This is a genomic window from Bradyrhizobium sp. S3.7.6 (assembly GCF_054061875.1).
Genome location: NZ_JBSSEQ010000001.1, coordinates 1,090,967 through 1,117,672 on the forward strand (window position 1 = coordinate 1,090,967; position 26,706 = coordinate 1,117,672).

The 26,706-nt window shown below is 64.6% G+C and carries 22 protein-coding genes; 19 read left to right on the forward strand and 3 right to left on the reverse strand.

All coding sequences use genetic code 11. The features are described from left to right. Nucleotides 1-28: 28 nt before the first annotated feature. The 12 genes from ACVJ5M_RS05190 to ACVJ5M_RS05245 all read left to right on the forward strand — a co-directional run bounded on the left by ACVJ5M_RS05190 (nt 29) and on the right by ACVJ5M_RS05245 (nt 14,191). Entirely contained in the window at nt 29-664 is a 636-nt protein-coding gene (locus ACVJ5M_RS05190; protein ID WP_063985993.1) for an arylesterase, read from the forward strand. A 174-nt stretch (nt 665-838) separates the two neighbouring features. Further along, nucleotides 839-1,375 carry an RNA 2',3'-cyclic phosphodiesterase gene (gene thpR, locus ACVJ5M_RS05195; protein ID WP_063985994.1) on the forward strand — a complete coding sequence of 179 codons (537 nt, stop codon included), beginning with the start codon at nt 839-841 and terminating at the stop codon, nt 1,373-1,375. 240 nt (nt 1,376-1,615) lie between these two features. Beyond that, nucleotides 1,616-2,800 carry a cell division protein ZapE gene (gene zapE, locus ACVJ5M_RS05200; RefSeq protein WP_063980411.1) on the forward strand — a complete coding sequence of 395 codons (1,185 nt, stop codon included), beginning with the start codon at nt 1,616-1,618 and terminating at the stop codon, nt 2,798-2,800. A gap of 264 nt (nt 2,801-3,064) precedes the next feature. After that, nucleotides 3,065-4,033 carry a malate dehydrogenase gene (mdh, locus tag ACVJ5M_RS05205; RefSeq protein WP_063980412.1) on the forward strand — a complete coding sequence of 323 codons (969 nt, stop codon included), beginning with the start codon at nt 3,065-3,067 and terminating at the stop codon, nt 4,031-4,033. A 205-nt stretch (nt 4,034-4,238) separates the two neighbouring features. After that, a complete protein-coding gene (sucC, locus tag ACVJ5M_RS05210; RefSeq protein WP_063980413.1) occupies nt 4,239-5,435 on the forward strand; it encodes an ADP-forming succinate--CoA ligase subunit beta in 1,197 nt (398 codons plus the stop codon). Nucleotides 5,436-5,439: 4 nt separating this feature from the next. Then, nucleotides 5,440-5,919, forward strand: coding sequence for a DUF1579 family protein (locus ACVJ5M_RS05215; protein WP_063980414.1), 480 nt, complete (start codon nt 5,440-5,442; stop codon nt 5,917-5,919). Nucleotides 5,920-5,952: 33 nt separating this feature from the next. Continuing rightward, nucleotides 5,953-6,837, forward strand: coding sequence for a succinate--CoA ligase subunit alpha (gene sucD / locus ACVJ5M_RS05220; RefSeq protein ID WP_025575976.1), 885 nt, complete (start codon nt 5,953-5,955; stop codon nt 6,835-6,837). 137 nt (nt 6,838-6,974) lie between these two features. Further along, a complete protein-coding gene (locus ACVJ5M_RS05225; protein WP_063980415.1) occupies nt 6,975-9,944 on the forward strand; it encodes a 2-oxoglutarate dehydrogenase E1 component in 2,970 nt (989 codons plus the stop codon). A gap of 176 nt (nt 9,945-10,120) precedes the next feature. Next, on the forward strand, nt 10,121-11,368 hold the full coding sequence (gene odhB / locus ACVJ5M_RS05230; RefSeq protein ID WP_354098225.1) for a 2-oxoglutarate dehydrogenase complex dihydrolipoyllysine-residue succinyltransferase: 1,248 nt from the start codon (nt 10,121-10,123) through the stop codon (nt 11,366-11,368). A 56-nt stretch (nt 11,369-11,424) separates the two neighbouring features. Next, complete coding sequence (locus ACVJ5M_RS05235; protein WP_094183824.1) at nt 11,425-12,186, forward strand: SDR family oxidoreductase; 762 nt, start codon at nt 11,425-11,427, stop codon at nt 12,184-12,186. A 38-nt stretch (nt 12,187-12,224) separates the two neighbouring features. After that, on the forward strand, nt 12,225-13,625 hold the full coding sequence (gene lpdA, locus ACVJ5M_RS05240) for a dihydrolipoyl dehydrogenase (protein ID WP_063980416.1): 1,401 nt from the start codon (nt 12,225-12,227) through the stop codon (nt 13,623-13,625). A 35-nt stretch (nt 13,626-13,660) separates the two neighbouring features. After that, on the forward strand, nt 13,661-14,191 hold the full coding sequence (locus ACVJ5M_RS05245) for a hypothetical protein (protein ID WP_063980417.1): 531 nt from the start codon (nt 13,661-13,663) through the stop codon (nt 14,189-14,191). 177 nt (nt 14,192-14,368) lie between these two features. Here the strand turns inward: ACVJ5M_RS05245 and ACVJ5M_RS05250 are convergent, their stop codons facing one another. After that, the gene (locus ACVJ5M_RS05250) at nt 14,369-14,956 is read right to left on the reverse strand and encodes a DUF4337 domain-containing protein (RefSeq protein ID WP_063980418.1); all 588 of its coding nucleotides are present in this window, start codon (nt 14,954-14,956) and stop codon (nt 14,369-14,371) included. Between the two features lie 88 nt (nt 14,957-15,044). Then, nucleotides 15,045-16,010, reverse strand: coding sequence for a tyrosine recombinase XerC (locus ACVJ5M_RS05255; RefSeq protein WP_063980419.1), 966 nt, complete (start codon nt 16,008-16,010; stop codon nt 15,045-15,047). A gap of 122 nt (nt 16,011-16,132) precedes the next feature. Between ACVJ5M_RS05255 and ACVJ5M_RS05260 the strand changes: the two genes are divergently transcribed. Further along, nucleotides 16,133-18,343: a primosomal protein N' gene (locus ACVJ5M_RS05260; RefSeq protein WP_063980420.1), complete on the forward strand. Its 2,211-nt coding sequence runs from the start codon at nt 16,133-16,135 to the stop codon at nt 18,341-18,343. A 227-nt stretch (nt 18,344-18,570) separates the two neighbouring features. Here ACVJ5M_RS05260 and ACVJ5M_RS05265 read toward each other — a convergent pair whose 3' ends face one another. Then, the gene (locus ACVJ5M_RS05265) at nt 18,571-19,080 is read right to left on the reverse strand and encodes a septal ring lytic transglycosylase RlpA family protein (RefSeq protein WP_028150468.1); all 510 of its coding nucleotides are present in this window, start codon (nt 19,078-19,080) and stop codon (nt 18,571-18,573) included. Between the two features lie 635 nt (nt 19,081-19,715). Between ACVJ5M_RS05265 and ACVJ5M_RS05270 the strand changes: the two genes are divergently transcribed. The 6 genes from ACVJ5M_RS05270 to ACVJ5M_RS05295 all read left to right on the forward strand — a co-directional run bounded on the left by ACVJ5M_RS05270 (nt 19,716) and on the right by ACVJ5M_RS05295 (nt 26,649). Beyond that, nucleotides 19,716-20,276, forward strand: coding sequence for a F0F1 ATP synthase subunit delta (locus ACVJ5M_RS05270; RefSeq protein WP_063980421.1), 561 nt, complete (start codon nt 19,716-19,718; stop codon nt 20,274-20,276). Then, complete coding sequence (gene atpA, locus ACVJ5M_RS05275) at nt 20,276-21,805, forward strand: F0F1 ATP synthase subunit alpha (RefSeq protein WP_063980422.1); 1,530 nt, start codon at nt 20,276-20,278, stop codon at nt 21,803-21,805. The genes ACVJ5M_RS05270 and atpA overlap by 1 nt, the downstream gene beginning before the upstream one ends. A gap of 141 nt (nt 21,806-21,946) precedes the next feature. Beyond that, nucleotides 21,947-22,822 carry a F0F1 ATP synthase subunit gamma gene (locus ACVJ5M_RS05280; protein ID WP_063980423.1) on the forward strand — a complete coding sequence of 292 codons (876 nt, stop codon included), beginning with the start codon at nt 21,947-21,949 and terminating at the stop codon, nt 22,820-22,822. A gap of 54 nt (nt 22,823-22,876) precedes the next feature. Further along, on the forward strand, nt 22,877-24,319 hold the full coding sequence (atpD, locus tag ACVJ5M_RS05285) for a F0F1 ATP synthase subunit beta (protein ID WP_063980424.1): 1,443 nt from the start codon (nt 22,877-22,879) through the stop codon (nt 24,317-24,319). A gap of 96 nt (nt 24,320-24,415) precedes the next feature. Beyond that, nucleotides 24,416-24,823 carry a F0F1 ATP synthase subunit epsilon gene (locus ACVJ5M_RS05290; protein WP_063980425.1) on the forward strand — a complete coding sequence of 136 codons (408 nt, stop codon included), beginning with the start codon at nt 24,416-24,418 and terminating at the stop codon, nt 24,821-24,823. A gap of 149 nt (nt 24,824-24,972) precedes the next feature. Continuing rightward, the gene (locus ACVJ5M_RS05295; protein WP_063980426.1) at nt 24,973-26,649 is read left to right on the forward strand and encodes an adenylate/guanylate cyclase domain-containing protein; all 1,677 of its coding nucleotides are present in this window, start codon (nt 24,973-24,975) and stop codon (nt 26,647-26,649) included. Nucleotides 26,650-26,706: the final 57 nt, after the last annotated feature.

The following is a 26,706-nucleotide window of genomic DNA, read 5'->3' on the forward strand; positions in this document are numbered from 1 at the left end:
CGCGGTCGAGAGGCGTTACGGATTCTTCATGCACATAGCCGTGTTGATGATCGCTTTGATGACGGTGGCGGATCCGGCATGGGCCGAAGCGGCAAAGCCGGTCAAGCTGGTCGTTCTCGGCGATTCCCTGAGCGCTGGCCTCGGCCTCCCGGCCCAGGACGCATTCCCCACAAAACTTCAAAAAGCCTTGCAGGCCAAAGGCATAGCGGTCGAGATGACCAATGCGGGCGTGTCCGGAGATACCTCGTCCGGCGGCCGTGACCGGCTCGACTGGTCGGTCCCGGACGGAACCGACGGCGTGATCATCGAGCTCGGCGCCAACGACGCGCTGCGCGGCATCGACCCCGATTTGACGCGTACTGCGCTGACCGACATCGTCCAGCGATTGAAGGCACGCAAGATCGCGGTGATGCTGTGCGGCATGCTGGCGCCGCCGAATTACGGCGCGGAATACGCCGCGCGCTTCAATTCGATTTATCCGGATCTTGCGAAAAAATTCGACGTGCCGCTCTATCCGTTCTTCCTCGACGGTGTCGCGGCCGACGCCAAGCTCAACCAGGCCGACGGCATTCATCCGACCGCGGCCGGCGTCGACATTATCGTTAACAACATCATGCCCACCGTGGAGGCATTTTTGCGCAACATAAGCGAGCAGCGCCGCTGAAAAGCGGGCAGCGCTAACCGTAATTCCCAGGGTTTTACCGGGGTGAGGCGCGCGATGCTTCGCAGAGTCACACAACTGCGATAGGAATCAGGGTACCGGTGATTCGTCGCCGGCTCTACAATTTGGATATGATCCTTCCCAGGGATCATGCCCAAGCATCGGGAGTGCGAAACGATGCCGCGTTTGTTCACAGGTCTGGAAATTCCGGCCGAGATCGGCCAGACGCTTTCCAATTTGCGGGGCGGCCTTCCCGGCGCCCGCTGGATCGATCCCGAAAATTATCACGTTACCCTGCGCTTCATCGGCGATATCGACGGCATGTCCGCCAACGAGATCGCATCGATGCTGTTTCGCGTTGATCGCAAGCCCTTCGAGGTGAAGGTGCAGGGGCTCATGAGCTTCGGCGGCCGCAAGCCGCGCGCGGTGGTCGCGACCATCGCGCCGAGCAAGCCGCTGATGGAATTGCAGGCCGAGCTCGAACGCATGATGCAGCGGATCGGCCTCGACCCTGAGGGGCGCAAGTTCACCCCGCATGTCACGCTGGCCCGGCTGCACGACGCGTCCGACCGCGACGTCGCCGACTATCTCTCGCTGCGCGGTTACTTCCCGAGCAAGGCGTTCATGGCCGAACGGTTTGTCTTGTTCTCGTCCCGCGCATCGACCGGCGGCGGCCCCTATGTGGTCGAGGACGCCTACGAGCTGTGTGAGTAGCACCGCTCTCGTGCCCCGGACGCGGCGCAGCGCCATCAGCGCGTTTACGCGCGTCTTCGACACGCTACGGCGGTGCGCTGCTGGGCCGGGGCCCATCGCTCCACGATGGATGTACGAAATAGTGGGTCCCCGCTCTGCGCACCGTCACTGCTTCCCGTAGCGCGTCCGGGACGCGGAACGCATACCCCGCCCACCAATTCACGGCTTGCAATTTCCGCGCATCTCTGGCGGTAAAGAGCCATGCTCTCCACCCCCAGTTCCTCATTCCGCGAGGCATACCAGGCCCAGATCGCGTCCGGCGCGATCGAGCCCGATGCTGCGCAGGCCGACATCGCCGAAGCCTATGCGGCGCTCGACCAACGGCTCGCGAACTACAAGCCGCAGCGCAAGCAGGGCCTGCTCAGCCGTTTGTTCAGCGGCGACAAGGACGAGGCGCCGCGCGGGCTCTACGTCCATGGCGAAGTCGGCCGCGGCAAGACCATGCTGATGGACCTGTTCTTCCAGCACAGTACCGTCGAGCACAAGCGCCGCGCGCATTTCCACGAGTTCATGGCGGAAGCGCATGAGCGCATCTACGATTATCGCCAGGGCATCTCGCGCGGCGAGATCGCCGATGGCGACGTCATCACGCTGACCGCGAACGCGATCTTTGAGGAAAGCTGGCTGCTTTGCTTCGACGAATTCCACGTCACCGACATCGCGGACGCGATGATCCTCGGCCGCCTGTTCGCAAAGCTGTTCGAGCTCGGCACCGTGGTGGTCGCGACCTCCAACGTCGCACCCGACGATCTCTACAAGGGCGGCCTGAACCGTTCGCTGTTCCTGCCCTTCATCAAGCAGATCACCGACCACATGGACGTGTTGCGGCTCGATGCGCGCACGGATTTCCGCCTGGAAAAGCTTCAGGGCGTGCCGATGTGGCTGACGCCGGCCGACGGCGACGCGGACGCAGCCCTCGACCGCGCCTGGTCGAAGATGACCGGCGGCGCCAAATGCAAGTCGCGCGATATTTCGTTCAAGGGCCGCATCCTGCACGTGCCGTGCTCGGCCCATGGCGTGGCGCGGTTCGGATTTGCGGATCTCTGCGAAAAACCGCTCGGCGCGTCCGACTACCTCCGCCTCGCGCACGACTATCACACCATCCTGGTCGACCATATTCCAGTGATGGATTTTTCCCAGCGCAACGCCGCCAAGCGTTTCATCACGCTGATCGATACGCTCTATGACAATGCCGTGAAGCTGATGGCCTCGGCCGATGCCAATCCGATCTCGCTCTACCTCGCCCACGAGGGCAACGAGGCCATGGAGTTCAAGCGGACGGCCTCGCGCCTGATCGAGATGAGCTCGGAATCCTATCTGGCGCTGCCTCACGGCCGCAAGGATTCCACCGCCAGCGGCTCCACCAAGGGTCTGGTGGAGACTTAAGTCCTATTTGCCAGCGCTGTCATTCCGGGGCGTCGCAAAGCGACGAGCCCGGAATCCATACTCCCGCTGGTGGTTATGGATTCTCAGATGCGCAATTGCGCATCGTAGCTCGCGACTTTCGTCGCGCCCCGGAATGACAGGGATGCGCTTCAATGTTCGCCAAGCCCGACAATTGGGCATCCACCGACTTGAACGGGGGGAGCGAAAGGGATAACCACCCGTCTCAGTTTTCCCCTCCTTAACGTGTCTAAAGGACAGGTTCACATGGCGCGCGACAAGATTGCTTTGATTGGCTCCGGTCAGATCGGCGGAACGCTGGCTCATCTCATCGGCCTGAAAGAACTGGGCGACGTGGTGATGTTCGACATCGCCGAGGGCGTGCCGCAGGGCAAGGCGCTCGACATCGCCCAGTCCTCGCCGGTCGACGGTTTTGACGCGCACTACACCGGCGCCAATTCGTACGAAGCCCTCGACAACGCCAAAGTCTGCATCGTCACCGCCGGCGTGCCGCGCAAGCCCGGCATGAGCCGCGACGATCTCCTCTCCATCAACCTGAAGGTCATGGAGCAGGTCGGCGCCGGCATCAAGAAATACGCCCCCGACGCCTTCGTCATCTGCATCACCAACCCGCTCGACGCGATGGTGTGGGCGCTGCAGAAGGCTTCGGGCCTGCCGCACAAGAAGGTCGTCGGCATGGCCGGCGTGCTGGATTCCTCGCGCTTCCGCTACTTCCTGGCCGACGAGTTCAACGTCTCGGTCGAGGACGTCACCGCCTTCGTGCTCGGCGGACACGGCGACACCATGGTGCCGCTGGTGAAGTACTCCACCGTCGCCGGCATTCCGCTGCCCGACCTCGTCAAGATGGGCTGGACCTCGCAGGCGCGCCTCGACGAGATCGTCGACCGCACCCGCAACGGCGGCGCCGAGATCGTCAATCTGCTCAAGACCGGCTCGGCCTTCTACGCGCCTGCTGCTTCCGCGATCGCGATGGCCGAGAGCTATCTGCGGGACAAGAAGCGCGTGCTGGCCAGCGCCGCCTACCTCAACGGCGAATACGGCGTGAAGGACATGTATGTCGGTGTGCCCGTCGTGATCGGCGCCAAGGGTGTCGAGCGCGTCGTCGAGATCGAGCTCACCGGCAAGGACCGCGAGGCGTTCGACAAGTCGGTCGGCGCCGTACAGGGCCTGGTCGATGCCTGCAAGAAGATCGCACCCGATCTTCTCGGCCGCTAAGCGAGAGCAATCCCCGCCGAAGATCGAAAAACCGGTCTTCGGCGGTTTCATTTCCGGGCCCCGCGTCGGGCGGCGCCCGGTTCGGCAGTCCAGAGATCTCGATGTCAAAGAATCCGGGTTGCAGTTCCTGTGGTATATGGTATGCCAGCCACAAGACTGAGGTGGGCCCTAGAGGTCACCGCCCGCGGGTTCAGGGAGCGACCATATGAATATCCATGAATATCAGGCCAAGGCGCTGCTGAACGAGTTCGGCGTCGCGATCTCAAAGGGCGTCCCCGTCCTGAAGCCCGCGGACGCGGAAGCTGCCGCCAAGGCCCTCCCGGGCCCGGTCTGGGTGGTGAAGAGCCAGATCCACGCTGGTGGCCGCGGCAAGGGCAAGTTCAAGGAAGCCTCGGCCGGCGACAAGGGCGGCGTCCGCATCGCCAAGTCGGCCGCTGAGGTCACCGAATTCGCCAAGCAGATGCTGGGCGCGACCCTCGTGACGATCCAGACCGGCCCCGCCGGCAAGCAGGTCAACCGCCTCTATATCGAGGACGGCTCCGACATCGACAAGGAATTCTATCTCTCGCTCCTGGTCGACCGCGAGACCTCCCGCGTCTCCTTCGTGGTGTCGACCGAAGGCGGCGTCAACATCGAGGACGTCGCGCACAACACGCCCGAGAAGATCGTCACCTTCTCGATCGATCCCGCGACCGGCATCATGGGCCATCACGGCCGCACCGTTGCGAACGCGCTGAAGCTGTCCGGCGATCTCGCCAAGCAGGCCGAAAAGCTCACCGCGCAGCTCTACACCGCCTTCGTCGCCAAGGACATGTCGATGCTGGAGATCAACCCGCTGGTCGTGACCAAGCAGGGCCAGCTCCGCGTGCTCGACGCCAAGGTGTCGTTCGACGACAACGCGCTGTTCCGTCATCCCGAGGTGCTCGCGCTACGCGACGAGACCGAGGAAGACGCCAAGGAAATCGAGGCGTCGAAATACGATCTCAACTACGTCACCCTCGACGGTAACATCGGCTGCATGGTCAACGGCGCCGGCCTCGCCATGGCGACGATGGACATCATCAAGCTCTACGGCATGGCGCCGGCGAACTTCCTCGACGTCGGCGGCAGCGCCAGCAAGGAGAAGGTTGCGGCCGCCTTCAAGATCATCACCGCCGATCCCAACGTGAAGGGCATCCTGGTCAACATCTTCGGTGGGATCATGAAGTGCGACGTGATCGCCGAGGGCGTCACGGCCGCCGTGCGCGAGGTCGGCCTCAGCGTGCCGCTGGTGGTTCGCCTCGAAGGCACCAATGTCGAGCTCGGCAAGAAGATCATCCGTGAATCCGGCCTGAACGTGGTGCCGGCCGACAATCTCGACGACGCCGCGCAGAAGATCGTGAAGGCCGTCAAGGGAGGCTGAGGCCATGACCCAGGACCATCTCGCCGCATCATCTCCGCTTGCAGAGCACACGCGCCTCGCCGCGTTCGCCGGCGAATGGAATGGCGAAGAGGTGGTCTTCCCGTCACGCTGGACGGAGGGTGGGCCGGCAACTTCGCATGTCGTCGCGCGCATGGACCTGAACGGATTCTACCTGATCCAAGATGCTGTCCAGATCCGCGACGGCAAGCAGGTCTTCGCCACCCACGGCCTCTTCACCTACGATCGTGAGGACCGGACCTACAAATTGTTCTGGTACGACTCGCTCGGCTATACGCCGCCCTCGCCCGCCTCCGGCGGCTGGGTCGGCAAGACCCTGACGCTGGTGCGCGGCTCGCTCCGCGGCAATGCGCGCCACGTCTACGAAATCATCGACGACAATTCCTACTCGTTGAAGATCCAGTTCTCGCCGGACGCGGAAGGCTGGGCCGACGTGCTCACCGGCATCTACCGCCGCATCCACTGACCTCTCACTCGTTAGTTCGCGAAAGCAGACCTCATGTCCATCCTGATCGACAAGAACACCAAGGTCATCTGCCAGGGCTTCACCGGCAAGAACGGCACCTTCCACTCGGAGGCCGCGCTCGCCTACGGCACCAAGATGGTCGGCGGCACCTCGCCGGGCAAAGGCGGCGCCACGCATCTGGGCCTGCCGGTGTTCGACACGGTGCGCGAGGCGCGTGAGAAGACCGGTGCCGATGCGTCGGTGATCTACGTGCCGCCGCCGGGCGCGGCCGATGCGATCTGCGAAGCCATCGACGCGGAGATCCCGCTGATCGTCTGCATCACCGAAGGCATTCCTGTTATCGACATGGTGCGCGTGAAGCGCTCGCTGGCCGGTTCCAAGTCGCGCCTGATCGGGCCGAACTGCCCGGGCGTCATGACCGCCGGCGAGTGCAAGATCGGCATTATGCCCGCCAACATCTTCAAGACCGGCAGCGTCGGCATCGTCTCCCGCTCCGGCACGCTGACCTATGAAGCCGTGTTCCAGACCTCGCAGGAAGGCCTCGGCCAGACCACCGCGGTCGGCATCGGCGGCGACCCGGTCAAGGGCACCGAGTTCATCGACGTGCTGGAAATGCTGCTCGCCGACCCCAAGACCGAATCGATCATCATGATCGGCGAGATCGGCGGTTCCGCCGAGGAAGACGCCGCCCAGTTCCTCAAGGACGAGGCCAAGCGCGGCCGCAAGAAGCCGATGGTCGGTTTCATTGCCGGTGTCACCGCGCCTCCCGGCCGCCGCATGGGCCATGCCGGCGCGATCATCTCCGGCGGCAAGGGCGACGCCGGTTCCAAGACCGATGCGATGAAATCGGCTGGGATTACAGTGTCTCCGTCTCCCGCCCGCCTCGGCCACACGCTTGCCGAAAAGTTGAAAGGCTAATTCACTTCTTCGTACTTTTCCGGGCGAAGTTTCGTAGCAAATAGGATAAATGGTGCCTGTCGCGCTGGGCCTCTGCCGGGGAGCTCAGCGCCAGCGCCGTTTGTTATGCGCGAACCGAAATCGCCAGGAACTTAAGCATGTCTCGCCAGGACGCGAACGCAGCCTTTGCCCTCTCTTCCTTTTTGCAGGGCACCAACGCCACCTACATCGACGAAATCTACGCCCGCTACGAGAAGGACCCGTCCTCGGTCGACGCCGAGTGGCAGGAGTTCTTCAAGAGCCTCAACGACCAGCCCGGCGATATCAGCAAGAATGCCGAAGGCCCGTCCTGGGAGCGCGCCAACTGGCCGCTGACCCCGCAGGACGACCTCACCTCCGCCCTCGACGGCAACTGGGCCCAGGTCGAGAAGGCGGTCGGTGCCAAGATCGCCGCCAAGGCGCAGGCCCAGGCGGGCAACAAGGGCGCTGATTTCTCGTCCGCCGACCTGCTCCAGGCCACGCGCGACTCGGTCCGCGCGCTGATGCTGATCCGCTCCTACCGCATGCGCGGCCACTTCCACGCCAAGCTCGATCCGCTCGGCATCGAAGCCCCGCGCAACCGCGAAGAGCTCGATCCGCGCACCTACGGCTTCAGCGAAGCCGATTTCGACCGCAAGATCTTCCTCGATCACGTGCTCGGTCTCGAATACGCCACGCTGCGCGAGATCACCGCGATCTGCGAGCGCACCTACTGCCAGACGCTCGGCGTCGAGTTCATGCACATCAGCAACGCCGCGCAGAAGGCGTGGATCCAGGAGCGCATCGAGGGGCCGGACAAGGAAATCTCGTTCACCCGCGAAGGCCGGCGCGCCATCCTGACGAAGCTGGTCGAAGCCGAAGGCTTCGAGAAGTTCTGCGACACCAAGTTCACCGGCACCAAGCGCTTCGGCCTCGACGGCGGTGAATCGCTGATTCCCGCGCTCGAGCAGATCATCAAGCGCGGCGGCAATCTCGGCGTGAAGGAAGTCGTGCTCGGCATGCCGCATCGCGGCCGCCTCAACGTGCTGACCCAGGTGATGGGCAAGGCGCACCGCGCCCTGTTCCATGAATTCAAGGGCGGCTCGGCCAACCCTGATGCTGTCGAAGGCTCCGGCGACGTCAAATATCACCTCGGCGCCTCCTCGGACCGCGAGTTCGACGGCAACCGCATCCATCTGTCGCTGACCGCCAACCCCTCGCATCTCGAGATCGTCGATCCCGTGGTGCTCGGCAAGGTCCGCGCCAAGCAGGACCAGCACGGCGATCCGCCGGACCAGCGCATCTCGGTGATGCCGCTCCTGATGCATGGCGACGCGGCGTTCGCCGGCCAGGGCGTGGTCGCGGAATGCTTCGGCCTGTCTGACCTGAAGGGCTACCGCACCGGCGGCTCCGTGCACTTCATCGTCAACAACCAGATCGGCTTCACCACCTATCCGCGCTACTCGCGCTCGTCGCCCTATCCGTCGGATGTGGCGAAGATGATCGACGCGCCGATCTTCCACGTGAACGGCGACGATCCGGAAGCAGTGGTTTTCGCGGCCAAGGTCGCGACCGAATTCCGGCAGAAATTCCACAAGCCCGTCGTCATCGACATGTTCTGCTACCGCAGGCATGGCCATAACGAAGGCGACGAGCCGGCTTTCACCCAACCGGTGATGTACAAGAGGATCGCGGCCCATCCGTCGACGCTCGAGCTCTACGCCCGCCGCCTGATCAGCGAAGGCGTGATGACCGAGGGCGAGGTCGACAAGGCCAAGGCCGATTGGCGCGCGCGGCTCGACGCCGAGTTCGAGGCCGGCACCTCCTACAAGCCGAACAAGGCCGACTGGCTCGATGGCAAGTGGTCCGGCTTCAAGATCGCCGACCAGGAAGAGGATGCGCGCCGCGGCGTCACCGGCGTCGACACCGCCGAGCTGAAGGAAATCGGCCGCAAGATCACCAAGGTGCCGGATGGCTTCCGCGTCCACCGCACCATCCAGCGCTTCCTCGACAATCGCGCCAAGGCAATCGACACCGGCGCCGGCATCGATTGGGCGACCGGTGAAGCACTGGCGTTCTGCACGCTGCTCAACGAGAACCACCATGTCCGCCTGTCGGGCCAGGATTCCGAGCGTGGCACCTTCTCGCAGCGCCATTCGGTCCTGATCGACCAGGAAGACGAGAGCCGCTACACGCCGTTCAACCATCTCGGCCACGAGCAGGGCCATTACGAGGTCATCAACTCGCTGCTGTCGGAAGAAGCCGTGCTCGGCTTCGAATACGGCTACTCGCTCGCCGAGCCGAACACGCTGACCCTGTGGGAAGCCCAGTTCGGCGACTTCGCCAACGGTGCGCAGGTCGTGTTCGACCAGTTCATCTCCTCGGGCGAACGCAAATGGCTGCGCATGTCCGGCCTCGTCTGCCTCTTGCCGCACGGCTATGAGGGCCAGGGACCGGAGCACTCCTCGGCGCGTCTGGAGCGTTATCTGCAGATGTGCGCCGAAGACAACATGCAGGTGGTCTACCCGACCACGCCGGCGAACTACTTCCACGTGCTGCGTCGCCAGCTTCATCGCGAGATCCGCAAGCCGCTGATCCTGATGACGCCGAAGTCGCTGCTGCGCCACAAGCGGGCGGTGTCGCGCCTCGAGGAGCTCGCGAAGGGAACGACCTTCCACCGCATCCTCTATGATGACGCCCAGATGCTGCCGAACGAGGCGATCAAGCTCGTCCCCGACGAGAAGGTCCGCCGCATCGTGCTCTGCTCCGGCAAGGTCTATTACGACCTCTACGAGGAGCGCGAGAAGCGCGGCATCGACGACATCTACCTGATGCGCGTCGAGCAGCTTTATCCGGTGCCGCTGAAGGCGCTGGTGGCCGAGCTGTCGCGCTTCAAGAAGGCTGAAGTGGTGTGGTGCCAGGAAGAGCCCCGCAACATGGGCGCCTGGCACTTCATCGAGCCCTATCTGGAATGGGTGCTGAACCAGGTGCACGGTGTGAGCCGGCGTCCGCGTTATGTCGGCCGCGCCGCTTCCGCCGCGACCGCCACTGGTCTGATGTCCAAGCATCAGGCGCAGTTGAAGGCGTTCCTGGACGAAGCACTGAGCTGATCTTTCTGAACTGCGTCATGCCCCGCCTCGTGCGCAATCGCGCACTGGAGCGGGGCACCAGTACGCCGCGGCGTCCGTGCAGAATACGAACGTCCGGCTTGCTGGATGGCTTGCCTTTCGCGGGCCGATGACGACCGAATTTTTGACCGCACCGGCGATCCCTTAAGGAAAAGACCATGACTGAAATTCGTGTGCCGACGCTCGGCGAATCCGTCACCGAGGCCACCATCGGCCGCTGGTTCAAGAAGGCCGGCGATCCCGTCGCCGTCGACGAGCCCTTGGTGGAGCTCGAGACCGACAAGGTCACCATCGAAGTCCCGGCGCCCTCCGCCGGCACGCTGAGCGAGATCGTCGCTGCCGATGGCGCAACCGTTGCGGTCGGTGCGCTGCTCGGCCAGATCACCGACGGTGCCGGCGCTGCGAAGCCCGCCGCTGCTCCCGCGAAGCCCGCCGCCGCTGCTGCTCCGGCCGCCGTGGCTGCTGCTCCTGCGCCGGCTCCGGCCGCGAAAGCGCCGCCGGCCGACGCCCCGCTCGCCCCGTCCGTGCGAAAGCTCTCGGCCGAGACCGGCATCGACGCTTCGACCGTTCCGGGCTCCGGCAAGGACGGCCGCGTCACCAAGGGCGACATGCTCGCCGCGATCGAGCGTGCGGCCTCCGCGCCGACCCCGGTCAACCAGCCCGCCGCCGCCGTCCAGGTCCGCGCGCCGTCGCCCGCCGATGACGCCGCCCGCGAAGAGCGCGTCAAGATGACCCGTCTGCGCCAGACCATCGCGCGCCGCCTCAAGGACGTGCAGAACACCGCGGCCATGCTGACGACCTTCAACGAGGTCGACATGACCAACGTGATGGCGCTACGCGCCCACTACAAGGATGCGTTCGAGAAGAAGCACGGCTCGAAGCTCGGCTTCATGGGCTTCTTCACCAAGGCCGTCGTGCAGGCGCTGAAGGACATCCCGGCGGTCAACGCCGAGATCGACGGCACCGATCTGATCTACAAGAACTACTACCACATCGGCGTCGCCGTCGGCACCGACAAGGGTCTGGTCGTGCCGGTCGTGCGCGACTGCGACAACAAGTCGATCGCCGACATCGAGAAGGGCATCGCCGATTTCGGTCGCCGCGCCCGTGACGGCCAGCTCAAGATCGACGAGATGCAGGGCGGCACCTTCACCATCACCAATGGCGGCATCTACGGCTCGTTGATGTCGACCCCGATCCTGAACGCGCCGCAGTCCGGCATCCTCGGCATGCACAAGATCCAGGAGCGGCCGATGGTCGTCGTCGGCAAGATCGAGGTCCGCCCGATGATGTACCTGGCACTGTCCTACGATCACCGCGTCATCGACGGTAAGGAAGCCGTCACCTTCCTGGTCCGCGTCAAGGAGAGCCTGGAAGATCCGGCGCGCCTGGTGCTCGATCTCTGATCCCTGAAGCTCTGCGAGCGCCGTCGCCTTAATCGTGCGACGGCGCGGGTCGAACCATGGAGGCGCGCGTGACGGATAAAGTCGTTGTCATCACCGGCGGCAGCCGCGGCATCGGGCGGGCGACCGCGATTGCGGCGGCCGCGCGCGGCTTCCGTGTCGTCGTCGGCTACGCCAGCAACAAAACGGCTGCTGACGAGGTGGTCGCCCAGATCGCGGCCAGCAACGGCAAGGCCATCGCGGTGAAATGCGATGTCGCCGAGGAAAGCGACATCATCGAGCTGTTCAAGGCTGCCGACAAGTTCGGCACGCTCGGTGCACTCGTCAACAATGGCGGCATCGTCGGCCAGAGCGGCGTGCGCGTCGACGAGATGTCGGCGGAGCGCATCCGGCGCGTGATGGCCGTCAACGTCACCGGCTCCATCCTCTGCGCGCGCGAAGCGGTGAAGCGGATGTCGACCAAGCACGGCGGCCAGGGCGGCGTCATCGTCAATCTGTCATCGGTCGCTGCCAGACTTGGTGCGCCGAATACCTATGTCGACTATGCCGCGTCCAAGGGCGCGATCGATTCCTTCACCGTCGGTCTCGGCTATGAGGTCGCAGGCGAAGGCATTCGTGTCGCGGGCATCCGCCCCGGCCTGATCGACACCGAAATCCACGCCGCCGGCGGCGAGCCCGATCGCGCCCATCGTCTGGCCCATATGGTGCCGATGAAGCGCGTCGGTACCGCCGACGAAATCGCCAACGCCATCGTCTGGCTGATGTCGGACGAAGCCTCCTACGTCACCTCGGCCATTCTCGATGTGTCCGGCGGACGCTGACACATCCTCATCACGCTAAACTTACGGGACTTTCTCTCATGGCTACCTACGATCTCGTCGTCATCGGCACCGGACCTGGCGGTTATGTCTGCGCGGTGCGCGCGGCCCAGCTCGGCATGAAAGTCGCCGTGGTCGAAAAGGACGCCACGCTCGGCGGCACCTGCCTGAACGTCGGCTGCATGCCATCGAAGGCGCTGCTGCACGCGTCCGAAATGTTCGAGGAAGCCGCGCACTCCTTCGCCAAGATGGGCGTTTCCGTTTCCGCGCCGAAGCTCGAGCTTCCGGCGATGATGAACTTCAAGCAGCAGGGCATCGACGGCAACGTCAAGGGTGTCGAGTTCCTGATGAAGAAGAACAAGATCGACGTGCTCAAGGGCACCGGCAAGATCCTGGGCACCGGCAAGGTGGAAGTGTCCGCCGACGGCAAGTCGCAAGTGGTCGAGACCAAGAACATCGTCATCGCGACCGGCTCCGACATCGCGCGCCTCAAGGGCATCGAGATCGACGAGAAGCGCATCGTGTCGTCCACCGGCGCGCTGTCGCTGGACAAGGTCCCCGGCAAGCTCTTGATCGTCGGCGCCGGCGTGATCGGCCTCGAACTCGGCTCGGTGTGGAAGCGGCTCGGCGCTGAAGTCGTCGTCGTCGAATTCCTCGATCGCATCCTGCCCGGCATGGATGGCGAGATCGCCAAGCAATTCCAGCGCATCCTGGAGAAGCAGGGCTTTGCATTCAAGCTCGGCGCCAAGGTCACCGCCGTCGACACCTCCGGCAAGTCGCTGAAGGCGACCATCGAGCCTGCGGCCGGCGGCGCTGCCGAGACGCTGGAAGCCGACGTCGTTCTCGTCTGCATCGGTCGCGTGCCGTACACGGATGGGCTCGGCCTGAAGGAAGCCGGCGTGGCGCTGGACAATCGCGGCCGCGTGCAGATCGATCCGCATTTCGCGACCAGCGTGAAGGGCGTCTATGCCATCGGCGACGTCGTCGCGGGCCCGATGCTCGCGCACAAGGCCGAGGATGAAGGCGTAGCCGTTGCGGAGATCATCGCAGGGCAGGCCGGCCACGTGAACTACGACGTTATCCCAGGCGTCGTGTATACCACGCCAGAAGTGTCCTCCGTCGGCAAGACCGAGGAGGAGCTGAAGCAGGCGGGTCAAGCGTATACCGTTGGGAAGTTTCCCTTTACCGCCAACGGCCGCTCCAAGGTCAACCAGACCACCGACGGCTTCGTGAAGATTCTCGCAGATGCGAAGACCGATCGCGTGCTCGGCGTGCACATTATCGGCCGTGAAGCCGGCGAAATGATCCATGAGGCCTGCGTTCTCATGGAGTTTGGCGGCAGCGCGGAAGATCTTGCGCGCACCTGCCACGCGCATCCGACCCGTTCAGAGGCCATCAAGGAAGCCGCGCTTGCGGTGGGCAAGCGGGCCATCCATATGTAGGCGACGCGCCTAGCGTCGAATCGGGCGGGAAACACATGCTGCGCCGCCTACTTCAACCGGTCTGGGTCCTGCTGGCGATCATCTTCCTGATCGAAGCCTGGCTGTGGGACCATCTCGAGCCGATCGTCGCGCGGGTTGTCGCAGCCATCCCGCTCGCACGCTTCAAGCAATGGCTGACGGAGCGCGTCGATGCGCTGCCGCCGGCCATGACACTGATCGTGTTCGCGGTGCCGATCATCCCGCTGTTTCCGCTCAAGCTGATGGGCCTGTATCTGCTCACGCATGAATACTGGCTGAGCGGCGTATCCACGTTTCTGTTCGCAAAGCTGCTCGGCGTCGGCGTCACCGCCTTCGTGTTCGACGTGACGCGCGACAAGCTGATGGAGATGCACTGGTTCGAGCGGCTCTACGATCTCGTGATGAAGCTGCGCGCCAAGGCCGCCGAGCTGGTCGACCCGATCAAGCAGCGCATCCGCGAGCTGATCGCCGGCAACGGCGAAGGCTGGTCCGCCCGTACGCTCCGCCTGATCCAGCGCTTTCGCAAGAGCGTGCACCAGGCGCGCTAGCTGCTCGCGACATACACACTGTCATCGTCACATACTCGGTGTCATAGCCCGCGAAGGCGGGCAATCCAGTATTCCAGCGACGGTAAGGCTAGAACCGAGAAGCTGCGGCGTACTGGATGCCCCGCTTTCGCGGGGCATGACACCCAAGATGTGACGGCTGCGCGCGCCTCAACGCCGCTAATGCAAATGCACCAGATGCGGCCACCACAGGCCGAGCGCGGTCATGAGGAGGCCGGCCAGGGTCAGGACGCCGGCGACATAAGCGAGCGCGATCATGCCGGTGATGATGGTGGCCGAGGCCAGAACGATGCCGATCTGGAAGGCGGCGGAGGCCAGCTCGAAGTGATGATATTTCGCGGTCGCCTCGTCGCGCTCGTGCTCGGCGTGCTTGGCCTTCTCGGCGAGCTGCTCGGTGCCTTCGCCGGTCTCGGGCTCTGAGCGATAGCGCTGCGCGGTCTTGGTCCAGTCGTCGACCTGCTTCTGCACCGCCGGCTTCTGAGCCTCGTCGGCGGCGGCGAGCGTGAGCTTGCCCTGCTCGGATGCGGTCAGCACCACGGTGCGGCGGATGGTCTTGGCCTGGAAGAACGCCCAGAGATTGGCGGACTCGACGTTCTTGCTGATCGATTCAGTCTGGGCGCCCTTGCCGAGCGTCTCGGAGATCGCCAGGAACAGCGCCAGCACGGCGATCAGAAGAGCGATCTTCTTGTTCGATCCGGACGCGTGCTCGGCGTGTTCGGCATGCTCCATGCTTTCGTGTGCGCTCATGATTCCCTCCAGTCGCGGTTCCCCACGATTGACCGAACCGCGGGCGCCGCGCAAGAGGCACGCGCGCTATGACAGCTTCATGTCAGGTTCATCGCCGCGGATGGGCGCTCGCATAGACTTCGAGCAGCCGCTCCGAATCGATGCCGGTGTAGATCTGCGTGGTCGAGAGCGAGGAGTGACCCAACAGCTCCTGGATCGCGCGCAGGTCGCCGCCACGCGACAGCAGATGCGTCGCGAAGGAATGCCGGAGCGCGTGAGGCGTCGCGCTGTCGGGCAGGCCGAGCGCGCCGCGCAGCCGCTCCATCGCGAGCTGGATGATGCGCGGGCTCAAGGGCCCGCCGCGCGCGCCGAGGAAGATCGGGCCTTCCGCCGGCAGCGGATAGGGGCACATCGCAACGTATTCCTGCACGAGCGCGAGCACGTTCTGCAGCACCGGCACCATGCGGGTCTTGTTGCCTTTGCCTGTCACGATCAGCACGTCGCCTTCGCCGGGACGCGGCACCTCGCGGCGCTTCAACCCCAGCGCTTCGGAGATGCGCAGGCCCGAGCCATACAAGAGCGCCATCACCGCGGCGTCGCGGGCCAGAACCCACGTCTCGCGTTCCTCGCCGGCGCGCTCGTCGGCATCGGCGAGACGTTTTGCGGATGCCATCGGCAGCGGCTTCGGCAAAGTCTTGGCCACCTTGGGCGCGCGGATAGCCGAGAGTGCGCCGACCTTGCCCTTGCCTTCGCGTTCGAGGAAACGGCCGAACGAGCGCAAGCCCGCCAGCGCGCGCATCAGCGAGCGGCCGGCAATGTCGTCGGCGCGGCGCATCGCCATGAAGGCGCGGATGTCGGTGGCTTCCAGCGCGGCAAAGCGCGCCAGCGTCACGCGCTCGCCCCAATGGGCGCAAAGGAAATCCAGGCATTGCCGCAGGTCGCGGCCATAGGCCTCCAGCGTCTTCGGCGACAGCCGCCGCTCGGCGCCAAGATGCGACAGCCAGCGCGTCATCTCCTGCGCGATCGAGGGATCGGCGCTGGCGAGCTCGATTGGGGGGGCGGCCGCTTTGCTCATGCGCTCTGGACGTAATGATTCCACTCAGTATATCGCATCACACCCGTTTACTGTTCGCTAAGGCCGCCCCTGGGCGCTAGCCTCAAGGCCCAAGGTTCCGATTCTCCCTCCAAAGATCTTTGATGGATCATTCGTCGCGCAGCACGACCACCCCCGCCAACGCGACCCGCATGGTCGACGTGCTGGTGCCGGTCGCGCTCGACCAGACCTATTCCTACAAGGTGCCGCGGGGGATGGAGCTGAAGGCGGGCGATCTCGTCGGCGTGCCGCTCGGCCCGCGCGAGGTGCTGGCCGTGGTCTGGGCGGAGAACGCCAATCCCGACCCGCGCCTGCACAACCGGCTCAAGGAGGTCAGCGAAAAGCTCGATCTTCCTCCGCTGAAGCCTGAGCTGCGCTCGGTCGTCGACTGGGTCGCCAATTACACGCTGAGCCCGCGCGGCATGGTGCTGCGGATGTGCCTGCGCATGGGCGAGAATCTCGGCCCGGAGCGGGTGCGCGCCGGTGTGCGCCTGGTCGGCGATCCGCCGCGACGGCTGACGCCGGCGCGGCAGCGCGTGATCGAGCTGCTGTCGGATCGCCTGCTGCACGGCAAGTCCGAGGCCGCCAAGGAAGCAGGGGTCTCGGCCGGCGTGATCGACGGCCTCGTCGACGAAGGCACGCTCACGGTCGAGCCGATGCCGCCGCCTCCGCCGCCGCCGGCACCCGATCCGGATTTTGGCCAGCCGGATTTTTCACCGCTCCAGCGCGCCGGGGTGGATGCAATGCGCGCGCTCGCCGCCAACGGCACCTTTCACGTTGCGCTGCTCGACGGCGTCACCGGCTCCGGCAAAACCGAGGTCTATTTCGAGGCGATTGCAGAGACCATCCGCCGCGGCAAGCAGACTCTGATCCTGATGCCGGAGATCGCGCTGACCGGCCAGTTCCTCGACCGCTTCGCGCAGCGCTTTGGCGTGCGTCCGATCGAATGGCACTCCGAGCTGACGCCGCGCACCCGCGCACGCAACTGGGCCGCGATCTCCGATGGCAGTGCGCCGGTCGTGGTCGGCGCGCGCTCGGCGCTGTTTCTGCCGTACGCCAATCTCGGCCTCATCGTGGTCGATGAAGAGCACGACCAGGCCTACAAGCAGGACGAGGGCGTGCATTATCACGCCCGCGACATGGCGGTGGTCCGCGCGCATATCGCCAAGATCCCGATCGTGCTGGCCTCCGCCACGCCGTCGGTCGAATCCGAGGTCAATGCGCGCAAGAGCCGCTATCAGCGCATCGCGCTGCCCTCGCGCTTCGGCGGCCAGCACATGCCGCATATCGAGGCGATCGACATGCGCCGCGAGCCGCCCGCGCGCGGCCGCTATATCTCGCCGCGGCTGGCTTCCGAGATCAGAAAAGCGGTCGAAAAGCGCGAGCAGGCGCTGCTGTTCCTCAATCGCCGCGGCTATGCGCCGCTGACCTTGTGCCGTGCCTGCGGCCATCGCTTCGCCTGCACCATCTGCGATGCCTGGCTGGTCGATCACCGCTTTCGCCAGCGGCTGGTCTGCCACCATTGCGGCTTCTCGATGCCGCGCCCGCAGACCTGCCCGCATTGCGCGGCGGAGGAATCGCTGGTCGCGGTCGGACCGGGCGTCGAACGCTTGCAGGAAGAGGCGGCCGCGCTGTTCCCCGACGCGCGCACCATGGTGCTGTCGAGCGATCTCATCACCTCGATCGAGACAATGCGCTCCGAGCTTACCGAGATCGCGGAGGGCCGCGTCGACATCATCATCGGCACGCAGCTCGTCGCCAAGGGCCACAACTTTCCACGGCTCAATCTCGTCGGCGTGGTCGACGCGGATCTGGGCCTGTCCAACGGCGATCCGCGCGCGTCGGAACGCACCTGGCAGCTGCTCAACCAGGTGATCGGCCGTGCCGGGCGCGAGCAGGGCCGCGGCGTCGGCTATCTCCAGACCCACCAGCCCGATCATCCCGTGATGAAGGCGCTGATCGCCTGCGACCGCGAGGCCTTCTACGACAGCGAGATCGATCTGCGCGAGCGCACGCTCTATCCGCCGTTCGGCCGGCTCGCGAGCCTGATCATTTCGGCCGGCGACCGCCCGAGCGCCGAAGGTTTGGGTCGCCGCCTCGTTGCGCTCGCACCGCGCGACGAGCGCGTCGTGGTGCTGGGACCGGCGGAGGCCCCGCTCGCCGTGATCAAGGGTCGCTACCGTTTCCGCATCCTGGTGAAATCGGCGCGTGGTTTCGATCTGTCGGACTATTTGCGCAACTGGCTGGCGGTGTGTCCGAAGCCGAAGGGCAACCAAAAGCTCGAGGTCGACGTCGACCCGCAGAGCTTTTTGTAAGGCTGCGATCCATCCCCGTCATTGCGAGCGCAGCGAAGCAATCCAGAATCCCTCCGCGGAGGCAGTCTGGATTGCTTCGTCGCTGCGCTCCTCGCAATGACGAAAGAATCAAAAAGCCCGCCGTCCCCCAAGACGGCGGGCTTGTTTCGCCCGAACTGGTCTCGCCGCTCACACGTCCGCGGACGATGGCGAGATTTGCGCTTTGTCGGTGAGGCGCTGGTGGCGCCTTAGGAGACGACTTCCGCGGTGACGCGGCCGACGCCGGCGCCGGTGAGGCCGATGGCGCGGGCAGCGCCCGTGGAGAGGTCGAGGACGCGGCCGCGAATGAACGGGCCACGGTCATTGATGGTGACGATGACGCTCGAACCGCCATGGGTGACGCGCAGCTTGGTGCCGAACGGCAGCGAACGGTGCGCTGCGGTCATGGCGTTCTGGTTGAAGCGCTGGCCCGATGCAGTCCGGCTGCCGGATTCGTTGCCATAATAGGAGGCCATGCCGGAGAAGCTGCGGCCCGTGCCCGACGACGGCGTCATCGACGCGTTGGCGTTGCGCCAATCGGAGGTCGTGTTGGCATCGCTCTGGGCGTGGTGGCGGTGATGATGGTGAGAGTACCGGTGGTGATGCCGGGATTTGGCAGAAGCTTCGGTGGCGGTTCCACCGACGAGGAGAGTGGCGGCAACGAAAGCGATCGCCGTGCGCGGCCGGGGCACGGAGCCCAGCGTCTTCAAAGACAGCATTTAGTGGTCCCTAATCTAGTATTGCCACATATGTGGCAAGTGGAGCCCCCGTAAGTCTGTGAGCGGGATCGCGTTTCGATTCCTAATGAGGCGTGAATTGGGCAGTAAATCCGTTCTGTGTCGTCATGAAATATTCTGTGATTGGCATCAATGTTGCAGCCGATGTTCTGGAATCTTTCGCTTTAACAATTATTTAACTATTTTATTACTCATTAATACTGTAAAACGAGGTCATTATACTTCATGTTTAGAATTAGGAAAGTATTCAGGGGAGGCCGCTCGTCACGTCCGACTCACGCCTCAGCGATTCGTGTTCATGGCCGCTATGCGCTGAGGGCAGGAACGAATGGCCGCGATGCCGCCGAGGGGGCGCGTCATTCCGCGACGTGGCAGGCCGCTGTCGCGGTGCCGTCGGCTGCGACGAACTGGCGACAGAAGGTCGTGCCTTTAATTTGGCGTCATGTTGCACGTGCGCGCCTGCTATGTTAGCAAAGCCGCGATTTTAACGGACCCGGCACCTCCCGTGTCGGCCGAAAATCGAAGTCCCGCTTGAATTCCAAGGGCTTGGATCGCTTGGCGCCGCTTTGTGGCGACGGTTTTTCCCTTGCGAGTTTGACAGCAAAAAGAGCGCGTCTGTGGCTGCAGAAGATACGTCCGTTTCCGGTGTGTCCGGCCGTTATGCAACGGCCTTGTTTGAACTGGCCCGCGACCAGAATGTGGTCGACGAGGTCAAAGCCGATCTCGATAAATTCGAGGGCTTGCTGAGCGAAAGCGCCGATCTGACGCGCCTCGTCCGCAGCCCGGTGTTTGCGGCCGATACCCAGTCCAGGGCCCTCTCGGCCGTTCTGGACAAGGCGGGCATCGCCGGCATCTCCGCCAATTTCCTGAAAGTCCTGACCGCCAACCGCCGCCTGTTCGCGGTGGCTGACGTCATTCGCGCCTATCGCGCCCTCGTCGCCAGGTTCAAGGGCGAGACGACGGCCGACGTCACCGTGGCGGAGGCGCTTTCGGACAAGAATCTCGACGCCCTCAAGGTTGCCCTGAAGTCGGTGACCGGCAAGGACGTCGCGCTCAACGTGAAGGTCGATCCCTCGATCATCGGTGGCCTCGTGGTCAAGCTTGGCAGCCGCATGATCGATAGTTCGCTTCGCACCAAACTCAATTCGATCAAGCACGCGATGAAAGAGGCAGGCTGATGGACATCCGCGCCGCGGAAATTTCCGCGATCCTGAAGGACCAGATCAAGAATTTCGGCCAGGAAGCTGAAGTCTCCGAAGTCGGACAGGTGCTGTCCGTCGGCGACGGTATTGCCCGCGTCTATGGTCTGGACAACGTCCAGGCCGGCGAAATGGTCGAATTCGAGAACGGCACCCGCGGCATGGCGCTGAACCTCGAAACCGACAACGTCGGTATCGTTATTTTCGGCGCCGACCGCGAGATCAAGGAAGGCCAGACCGTCAAGCGCACCCGCGCCATCGTGGACGCGCCGGTCGGCAAGGGCCTGCTCGGCCGCGTCGTCGACGCGCTCGGCAACCCGATCGACGGCAAGGGCCCGATCCAGGCCGACAAGCGCATGCGCGTCGACGTCAAGGCGCCCGGCATCATTCCGCGCAAGTCGGTGAGCGAGCCGATGGCGACCGGCCTCAAGGCGATCGACGCCCTGATCCCGATCGGCCGTGGCCAGCGCGAGCTGATCATCGGCGACCGTCAGACCGGCAAGACCGCGATCGCGCTCGACACCATCCTGAACCAGAAGCCGCTCAACGCGCAGCCGGACGAGAACATCAAGCTGTATTGCGTCTACGTCGCGATCGGCCAGAAGCGTTCGACCGTCGCCCAGTTCGTGAAGGTGCTGGAAGAGCAGGGCGCGCTCGAATACTCGATCATCGTCGCCGCCACCGCTTCGGATCCGGCTCCGATGCAGTACATCGCGCCGTTCACCGGCTGCACCATGGGCGAGTACTTCCGCGATAACGGCATGCACGCCGTCATCATCTATGACGATCTGTCCAAGCAGGCCGTCGCCTACCGTCAGATGTCGCTGCTGCTGCGCCGCCCGCCGGGCCGCGAAGCCTATCCGGGCGACGTGTTCTATCTGCACTCCCGCCTGCTCGAGCGCGCGGCGAAGCTGAACAAGGACCAGGGCTCGGGCTCGCTGACGGCGCTGCCGGTCATCGAAACCCAGGCCAACGACGTGTCGGCCTACATTCCGACCAACGTCATCTCGATCACCGACGGCCAGATCTTCCTGGAAACCGACCTGTTCTTCCAGGGCATCCGTCCCGCGGTGAACGTCGGTCTGTCGGTGTCGCGCGTCGGTTCGTCCGCGCAGACCAAGGCCACCAAGAAGGTCGCCGGCAAGATCAAGGGCGAGCTCGCGCAGTACCGCGAAATGGCGGCGTTCGCGCAGTTCGGCTCCGATCTCGACGCCTCGACCCAGCGCCTGCTCAACCGCGGTTCGCGCCTGACCGAGCTGCTCAAGCAGCCGCAGTTCGCGCCGCTGAAGATGGAAGAGCAGGTCTGCGTGATCTGGGCCGGCACCAACGGCTATCTCGATCCGCTCCCGCTCAACAAGGTGCGCGCGTTCGAGGACGGTCTGCTGTCGCTGCTGCGCGGCAAGAACGCCGAGATCCTCAACGCGATCCGCGACAGCCGCGATCTCTCCGACGACACCGCCGCCAAGCTGAAGTCGGTGGTCGAAGGCTTCGCGAAGAGCTTCGCGTAAATGCCGTCATGGCCGGGCTTGTCCCGGCCATCCACGTCTAACGGCGTGTGAGGCACCGCGTGGATGCCCGGGGCGAGCCCGGGCATGACGACTGGATAGGTTTGCGATCAGGCCAAAGGGTCGGATCGTCGGGGACGAAGAATGGCGTCACTTAAAGACATGCGCGTCCGCATCGCCTCCACCAAGGCGACGCAGAAGATCACCAAGGCGATGCAGATGGTCGCGGCGTCGAGGTTGCGCCGTGCCCAGCAAGCGGCCGAGGCGGCGCGGCCCTATGCCGACAAGATGAGCGCGGTGATCTCCAACATCGCCAGCGCCGCTGCGGGTTCGCCCGGCGCGCCGGCGCTGCTGGCCGGCACCGGCAGGGACCAGGTCCACCTGCTGCTGGTCTGCACCGGCGAGCGCGGTCTGTCCGGCGCCTTCAACTCCTCGATCGTGCGCCTCGCCCGCGAGCGCGCCCAGGCGCTGATCGCGCAGGGCAAGGAAGTGAAATTCTTCTGTGTCGGCCGCAAGGGCTATGAGCAGCTCCGCCGCCTGTTCGACAAGCAGATCGTCGAGCACCTCGACCTGCGTAGCGTTCGTCAGCTCGGCTTCGTCAACGCCGAGGACATCGCCAAGAAGGTGCTGGCCCGTTTCGACAACGGTGAGTTCGACGTCTGCACGCTGTTCTACGCGCAGTTCAAGTCGGTGATCGCCCAGATCCCGACCGCGCAGCAGATCATCCCGCTGGTCGTCGAGGAAAAGGCGGCGAACGCGCCGACGACGTCCTACGATTACGAGCCGGAGGAGGACGAACTGCTGTCCGGCCTGTTGCCGCGCAACATCGCGGTGCAGATCTTCCGCGCGCTGCTGGAAAACAACGCTTCGTTCTATGGCGCGCAGATGAGTTCGATGGACAACGCCACCCGCAATGCCGGCGAAATGATCCGCAAGCAAACCCAGATCTACAACCGAACCCGTCAAGCCCAGATCACCAAGGAGCTGATCGAGATCATCTCCGGCGCCGAGGCGGTCTGACGCACGAACCAAACGACGGTCGTTCAAGTCCAGAATTTCGAAGGAGAGCTATTCATGGCTACAGCAGCTAACCAGGTCGGTCGCGTCACCCAGGTCATGGGCGCCGTCGTCGACGTGCAGTTCGAGGGCCACCTGCCCGCCATTCTCAATTCGCTGGAAACCCGGAACGGCAACATCCGCCTCGTGCTGGAAGTTGCGCAGCATCTCGGTGAGTCCACCGTCCGCACGATCGCGATGGACGTGACCGAAGGTCTGGTGCGCGGCCAGGAAGTGACCGACACCGGCCAGCCGATCGCGGTTCCGGTGGGTGACGGCACGCTCGGCCGCATCATGAACGTCATCGGCGAGCCGATCGACGAAGCCGGCCCGATCAAGTCCGAAGGTCTCCGCGCCATCCACCAGGAAGCGCCGAGCTACACCGACCAGTCGACCGAAGCTGAAATTCTCGTCACCGGCATCAAGGTCGTCGATCTTCTTGCTCCGTATGCGAAGGGCGGCAAGATCGGCCTGTTCGGCGGCGCCGGCGTCGGCAAGACCGTGCTGATTCAGGAGCTGATCAACAACGTCGCGAAGGCGCACGGTGGTTACTCCGTGTTCGCCGGCGTCGGCGAGCGTACCCGCGAAGGCAACGACCTCTATCACGAGTTCATCGAGTCCAAGGTCAACGCCGATCCGCACAATCCGGATCCGAGCGTGAAATCCAAGTGCGCGCTGGTGTTCGGCCAGATGAACGAGCCGCCGGGCGCCCGCGCCCGCGTCGGCCTCACCGGTCTCACCGTCGCCGAGCACTTCCGCGACCAGGGCCAGGACGTGCTGTTCTTCGTCGACAACATCTTCCGCTTCACCCAGGCCGGCTCGGAAGTGTCGGCGCTGCTCGGCCGTATTCCTTCGGCGGTGGGTTATCAGCCGACGCTCGCCACCGACATGGGCGCGCTGCAGGAGCGCATCACCACCACGCAGAAGGGCTCGATCACCTCGGTGCAGGCCATCTACGTTCCGGCCGACGACTTGACCGACCCGGCGCCCGCGACCTCGTTCGCGCATCTGGACGCGACCACGGTGTTGAACCGCGCGATCTCGGAAAAGGGCATCTACCCCGCGGTGGACCCGCTCGACTCGACCTCGCGCATGCTCTCGCCGCTCGTCGTCGGTCAGGAGCACTACGACACCGCGCGTCAGGTCCAGCAGGTGCTGCAGCGCTACAAGTCGCTCCAGGACATCATCGCCATTCTCGGCATGGACGAGCTTTCGGAAGAGGACAAGCTGACGGTGGCCCGCGCCCGCAAGATCGAGCGCTTCCTGTCGCAGCCGTTCCACGTCGCCGAAATCTTCACCGGCTCGCCCGGCAAGTTCGTCGACCTCGCGGATACCATCAAGGGCTTCCGCGGCCTCTGCGAAGGCAAGTATGACCACCTGCCGGAAGCCGCCTTCTACATGGTCGGCACCATCGAAGAGGCAGTCGAGAAGGGCAAGAAGCTGGCGGCGGAAGCCGCCTAAGCTGGCGAATAGCGAATAGGGAGTGGCGAGTAGAATCTATTCGCCATTCGCTGCTCGTCACTCGCGCGTTCGCTACTCACCATTCGCAGGTTTCCAATGGCCACCATCCACTTCGATCTCGTCTCGCCGGAAAAGCTCGCATTCTCGGGCCAGGTCGATCAGGTCGATATCCCCGGCGTCGAGGGTGACTTCGGCGTGCTGGCGGGACATGCGCCGGTCGTGGCTGCGATCCGGCCCGGCATCCTCACCGTGACCACGGGCGGCAGGCACGTGAAGATCATCGTGCTCGGCGGTCTCGCCGAAGTCTCCGAAAAGGGCCTCACCGTGCTCGCCGACGTCGCGACGTCGCTCGACGAACTCGACCGTGCCCAGTTCGCCGCGACCATCTCCGAGATGGAAGACGGCCTGAAGGAGCACGAGGGCGGCGAGCTCGATCAGGCCATCGAGCGGCTCGACCACTTCAAGAGCATCCAGCAGCAGCTCAACAGCACGGCTATGCACTAAGCCCCGGTGCACTGCTCCGGGGCTCAAGCTAAAAATTCCTGAACAGGTTCAGCGCTCGTCACGAAAGTGGCGGGCGCTGAAACTTTGTTGCACCGCGCCGCCGATAGCGGCATTCTGCGCCCGCGAATTTGTTTCGGGGCTGGCAGCAGATGAAACGCAAGATCGCAGCGATTTTCGCAGCCGATATTGCCGGTTACTCAAGACTGGTCGCGGAAGACGAAGAGGAGACGCTGCGGCGTCTCGCCTCCTATCGCGAGGTCGTCGACGACTTCATCGCGAAGGCCAACGGCCGCATCTTCAACACGGCGGGTGACGCCGTGCTCGCGGAGTTTCCGAGCGCGGTCGATGCGGTGCGTTGCGCGATCGACATCCAGGAATCCCTGCGAACCCGCAACATGGCCTATCCGCCGAGCCGGCAGATGTCGTTCCGCATCGGCATCACCATCGGTGACGTGGTCGAGCGCAACGGCGATCTGCTCGGTGACGGCGTCAATATCGCCGCCCGGCTCGAAGGCCTCGCCGAGGTCGGCGGCATTTGCGTCTCCCGCGCCGTGCACGAGCAGGTCGCCAACAAGCTGTCGGTGCAGTTCGCCGACATCGGCGCGCAGGAGATCAAGAACATCCCGACGCCGGTGCATGCCTACATGGTGGCGATGCGGCGCGAGGACGGCACTTACGCCACGCCGAAACTGAAGAAGCCCGCCTCCAAGCTGGCCGCGGCACCCGTCTGGATGTGGCCGCTGGTGGTCGCCGTCGTCTCGGTCGTCGCCATCCTTGTCACCGGCTTCCTCTACAACACCAAGCTCAAGCAGACGGTCACCGCCGCAGTCGCGCCGGCCGCGACGCCAAGTGCTGCAATGCCAAGCGCAGCGCCAGCGGCAGATGCCGTGGCGCCGAGCCCGATGCCGACCCAGATGGCAAAGGCGCCGATGGCTCCGATGAGCCCAGCCGGCGCTGCGATGGCGCCGATGCCCGCGTCCTCACCATCCGCCGCGCCGCTATCGGGCAAGCTGGCCGCCGACAGCGTGCCCTTCATCAACGAGCGCATCCGCAACTATCTGGCTGGCGACTATTCCGCCTCCGGCGACTACAAGGCCTTCGCGCTCAATGTCGGCGGCTTCACAGGCGCGGCGTTGAACCAGCCGACCGAGGAAGCCGCGCGCAACATGGCGCTCGAGCAATGCCAGAAGCGCGCCGATGCCGCGCAATCGCCGCGGCGCTGCGAGCTCTATGCGGTCGGCAACGACGTCGTCTACACGCACGGCAAGCCGCCGATGCCGCCGCAGCCCTGGGTGCGCCACGACGCCATGACCGAGCGGGCCTTCGTGCCGAAGGATTTTCCTATGGTGCGCGATCCGGCAAAAGTCCGGCTCGAGAACATGTTCGTGCCGGCGGCGAAATCCCGCGCGATCGCGCTCGGCCCGGGCGGTCAATATTTCATGGTGCTGGGCGCGTCATCCGTCGACGATTCGGCGCGGCGTTCGCTGGAATCGTGCGGCGCCATCGCCGGCATGGCCTGTCTGATCGTCGCGGTCGACGACAATTTCGTCGTGCCGATCCCGACCCTGCTCAGGATCACCGGCTTCTTCCATGCCGCTTCCAACGCCTCGATCGCCGCCGACGCGCGGGCCGAGGTCGTACGCAAGCTCGCCGATGGCATGGGCTGGAACGCGGTCGCGGTCGGAACCGCGGGCCGGCCGGGCCTCGGCCTGAAGGTGGCGGACGAGCAGACCGCCGTCAACTCCGCGCTCGCCGACTGCGCCAAGCGCGACAGCGATTGCCACGTCATCGCGATCGGCCCGTTCACGGTCGGACCGACGAATTAGAGCTTGCTGGACGTAGGCCGCCACGCCGCTTGTGCCCCGCGGCCGATTCTCTTTGAC

Excerpts from the sequence above, each read along its gene's own strand:
- mdh (WP_063980412.1), top strand. The coding sequence starts at position 3,065 with ATGGCGCGCGACAAGATTGCTTTGATTGGCTCCGGTCAGATCGGCGGA.
- sucD (WP_025575976.1), top strand. The coding sequence starts at position 5,953 with ATGTCCATCCTGATCGACAAGAACACCAAGGTCATCTGCCAGGGCTTC.
- ACVJ5M_RS05235 (WP_094183824.1), top strand. The coding sequence starts at position 11,425 with ATGGAGGCGCGCGTGACGGATAAAGTCGTTGTCATCACCGGCGGCAGC.
- ACVJ5M_RS05255 (WP_063980419.1), bottom strand. The coding sequence starts at position 16,010 with ATGAGCAAAGCGGCCGCCCCCCCAATCGAGCTCGCCAGCGCCGATCCC.
- ACVJ5M_RS05245 (WP_063980417.1), top strand. The coding sequence starts at position 13,661 with ATGCTGCGCCGCCTACTTCAACCGGTCTGGGTCCTGCTGGCGATCATC.
- zapE (WP_063980411.1), top strand. The coding sequence starts at position 1,616 with ATGCTCTCCACCCCCAGTTCCTCATTCCGCGAGGCATACCAGGCCCAG.
- ACVJ5M_RS05190 (WP_063985993.1), top strand. The coding sequence starts at position 29 with ATGCACATAGCCGTGTTGATGATCGCTTTGATGACGGTGGCGGATCCG.
- lpdA (WP_063980416.1), top strand. The coding sequence starts at position 12,225 with ATGGCTACCTACGATCTCGTCGTCATCGGCACCGGACCTGGCGGTTAT.
- atpA (WP_063980422.1), top strand. The coding sequence starts at position 20,276 with ATGGACATCCGCGCCGCGGAAATTTCCGCGATCCTGAAGGACCAGATC.
- odhB (WP_354098225.1), top strand. The coding sequence starts at position 10,121 with ATGACTGAAATTCGTGTGCCGACGCTCGGCGAATCCGTCACCGAGGCC.
- ACVJ5M_RS05265 (WP_028150468.1), bottom strand. The coding sequence starts at position 19,080 with ATGCTGTCTTTGAAGACGCTGGGCTCCGTGCCCCGGCCGCGCACGGCG.
- thpR (WP_063985994.1), top strand. The coding sequence starts at position 839 with ATGCCGCGTTTGTTCACAGGTCTGGAAATTCCGGCCGAGATCGGCCAG.
- ACVJ5M_RS05280 (WP_063980423.1), top strand. The coding sequence starts at position 21,947 with ATGGCGTCACTTAAAGACATGCGCGTCCGCATCGCCTCCACCAAGGCG.
- ACVJ5M_RS05290 (WP_063980425.1), top strand. The coding sequence starts at position 24,416 with ATGGCCACCATCCACTTCGATCTCGTCTCGCCGGAAAAGCTCGCATTC.
- ACVJ5M_RS05225 (WP_063980415.1), top strand. The coding sequence starts at position 6,975 with ATGTCTCGCCAGGACGCGAACGCAGCCTTTGCCCTCTCTTCCTTTTTG.
- ACVJ5M_RS05260 (WP_063980420.1), top strand. The coding sequence starts at position 16,133 with ATGGATCATTCGTCGCGCAGCACGACCACCCCCGCCAACGCGACCCGC.
- ACVJ5M_RS05215 (WP_063980414.1), top strand. The coding sequence starts at position 5,440 with ATGACCCAGGACCATCTCGCCGCATCATCTCCGCTTGCAGAGCACACG.
- ACVJ5M_RS05295 (WP_063980426.1), top strand. The coding sequence starts at position 24,973 with ATGAAACGCAAGATCGCAGCGATTTTCGCAGCCGATATTGCCGGTTAC.
- ACVJ5M_RS05250 (WP_063980418.1), bottom strand. The coding sequence starts at position 14,956 with ATGAGCGCACACGAAAGCATGGAGCATGCCGAACACGCCGAGCACGCG.
- atpD (WP_063980424.1), top strand. The coding sequence starts at position 22,877 with ATGGCTACAGCAGCTAACCAGGTCGGTCGCGTCACCCAGGTCATGGGC.
- sucC (WP_063980413.1), top strand. The coding sequence starts at position 4,239 with ATGAATATCCATGAATATCAGGCCAAGGCGCTGCTGAACGAGTTCGGC.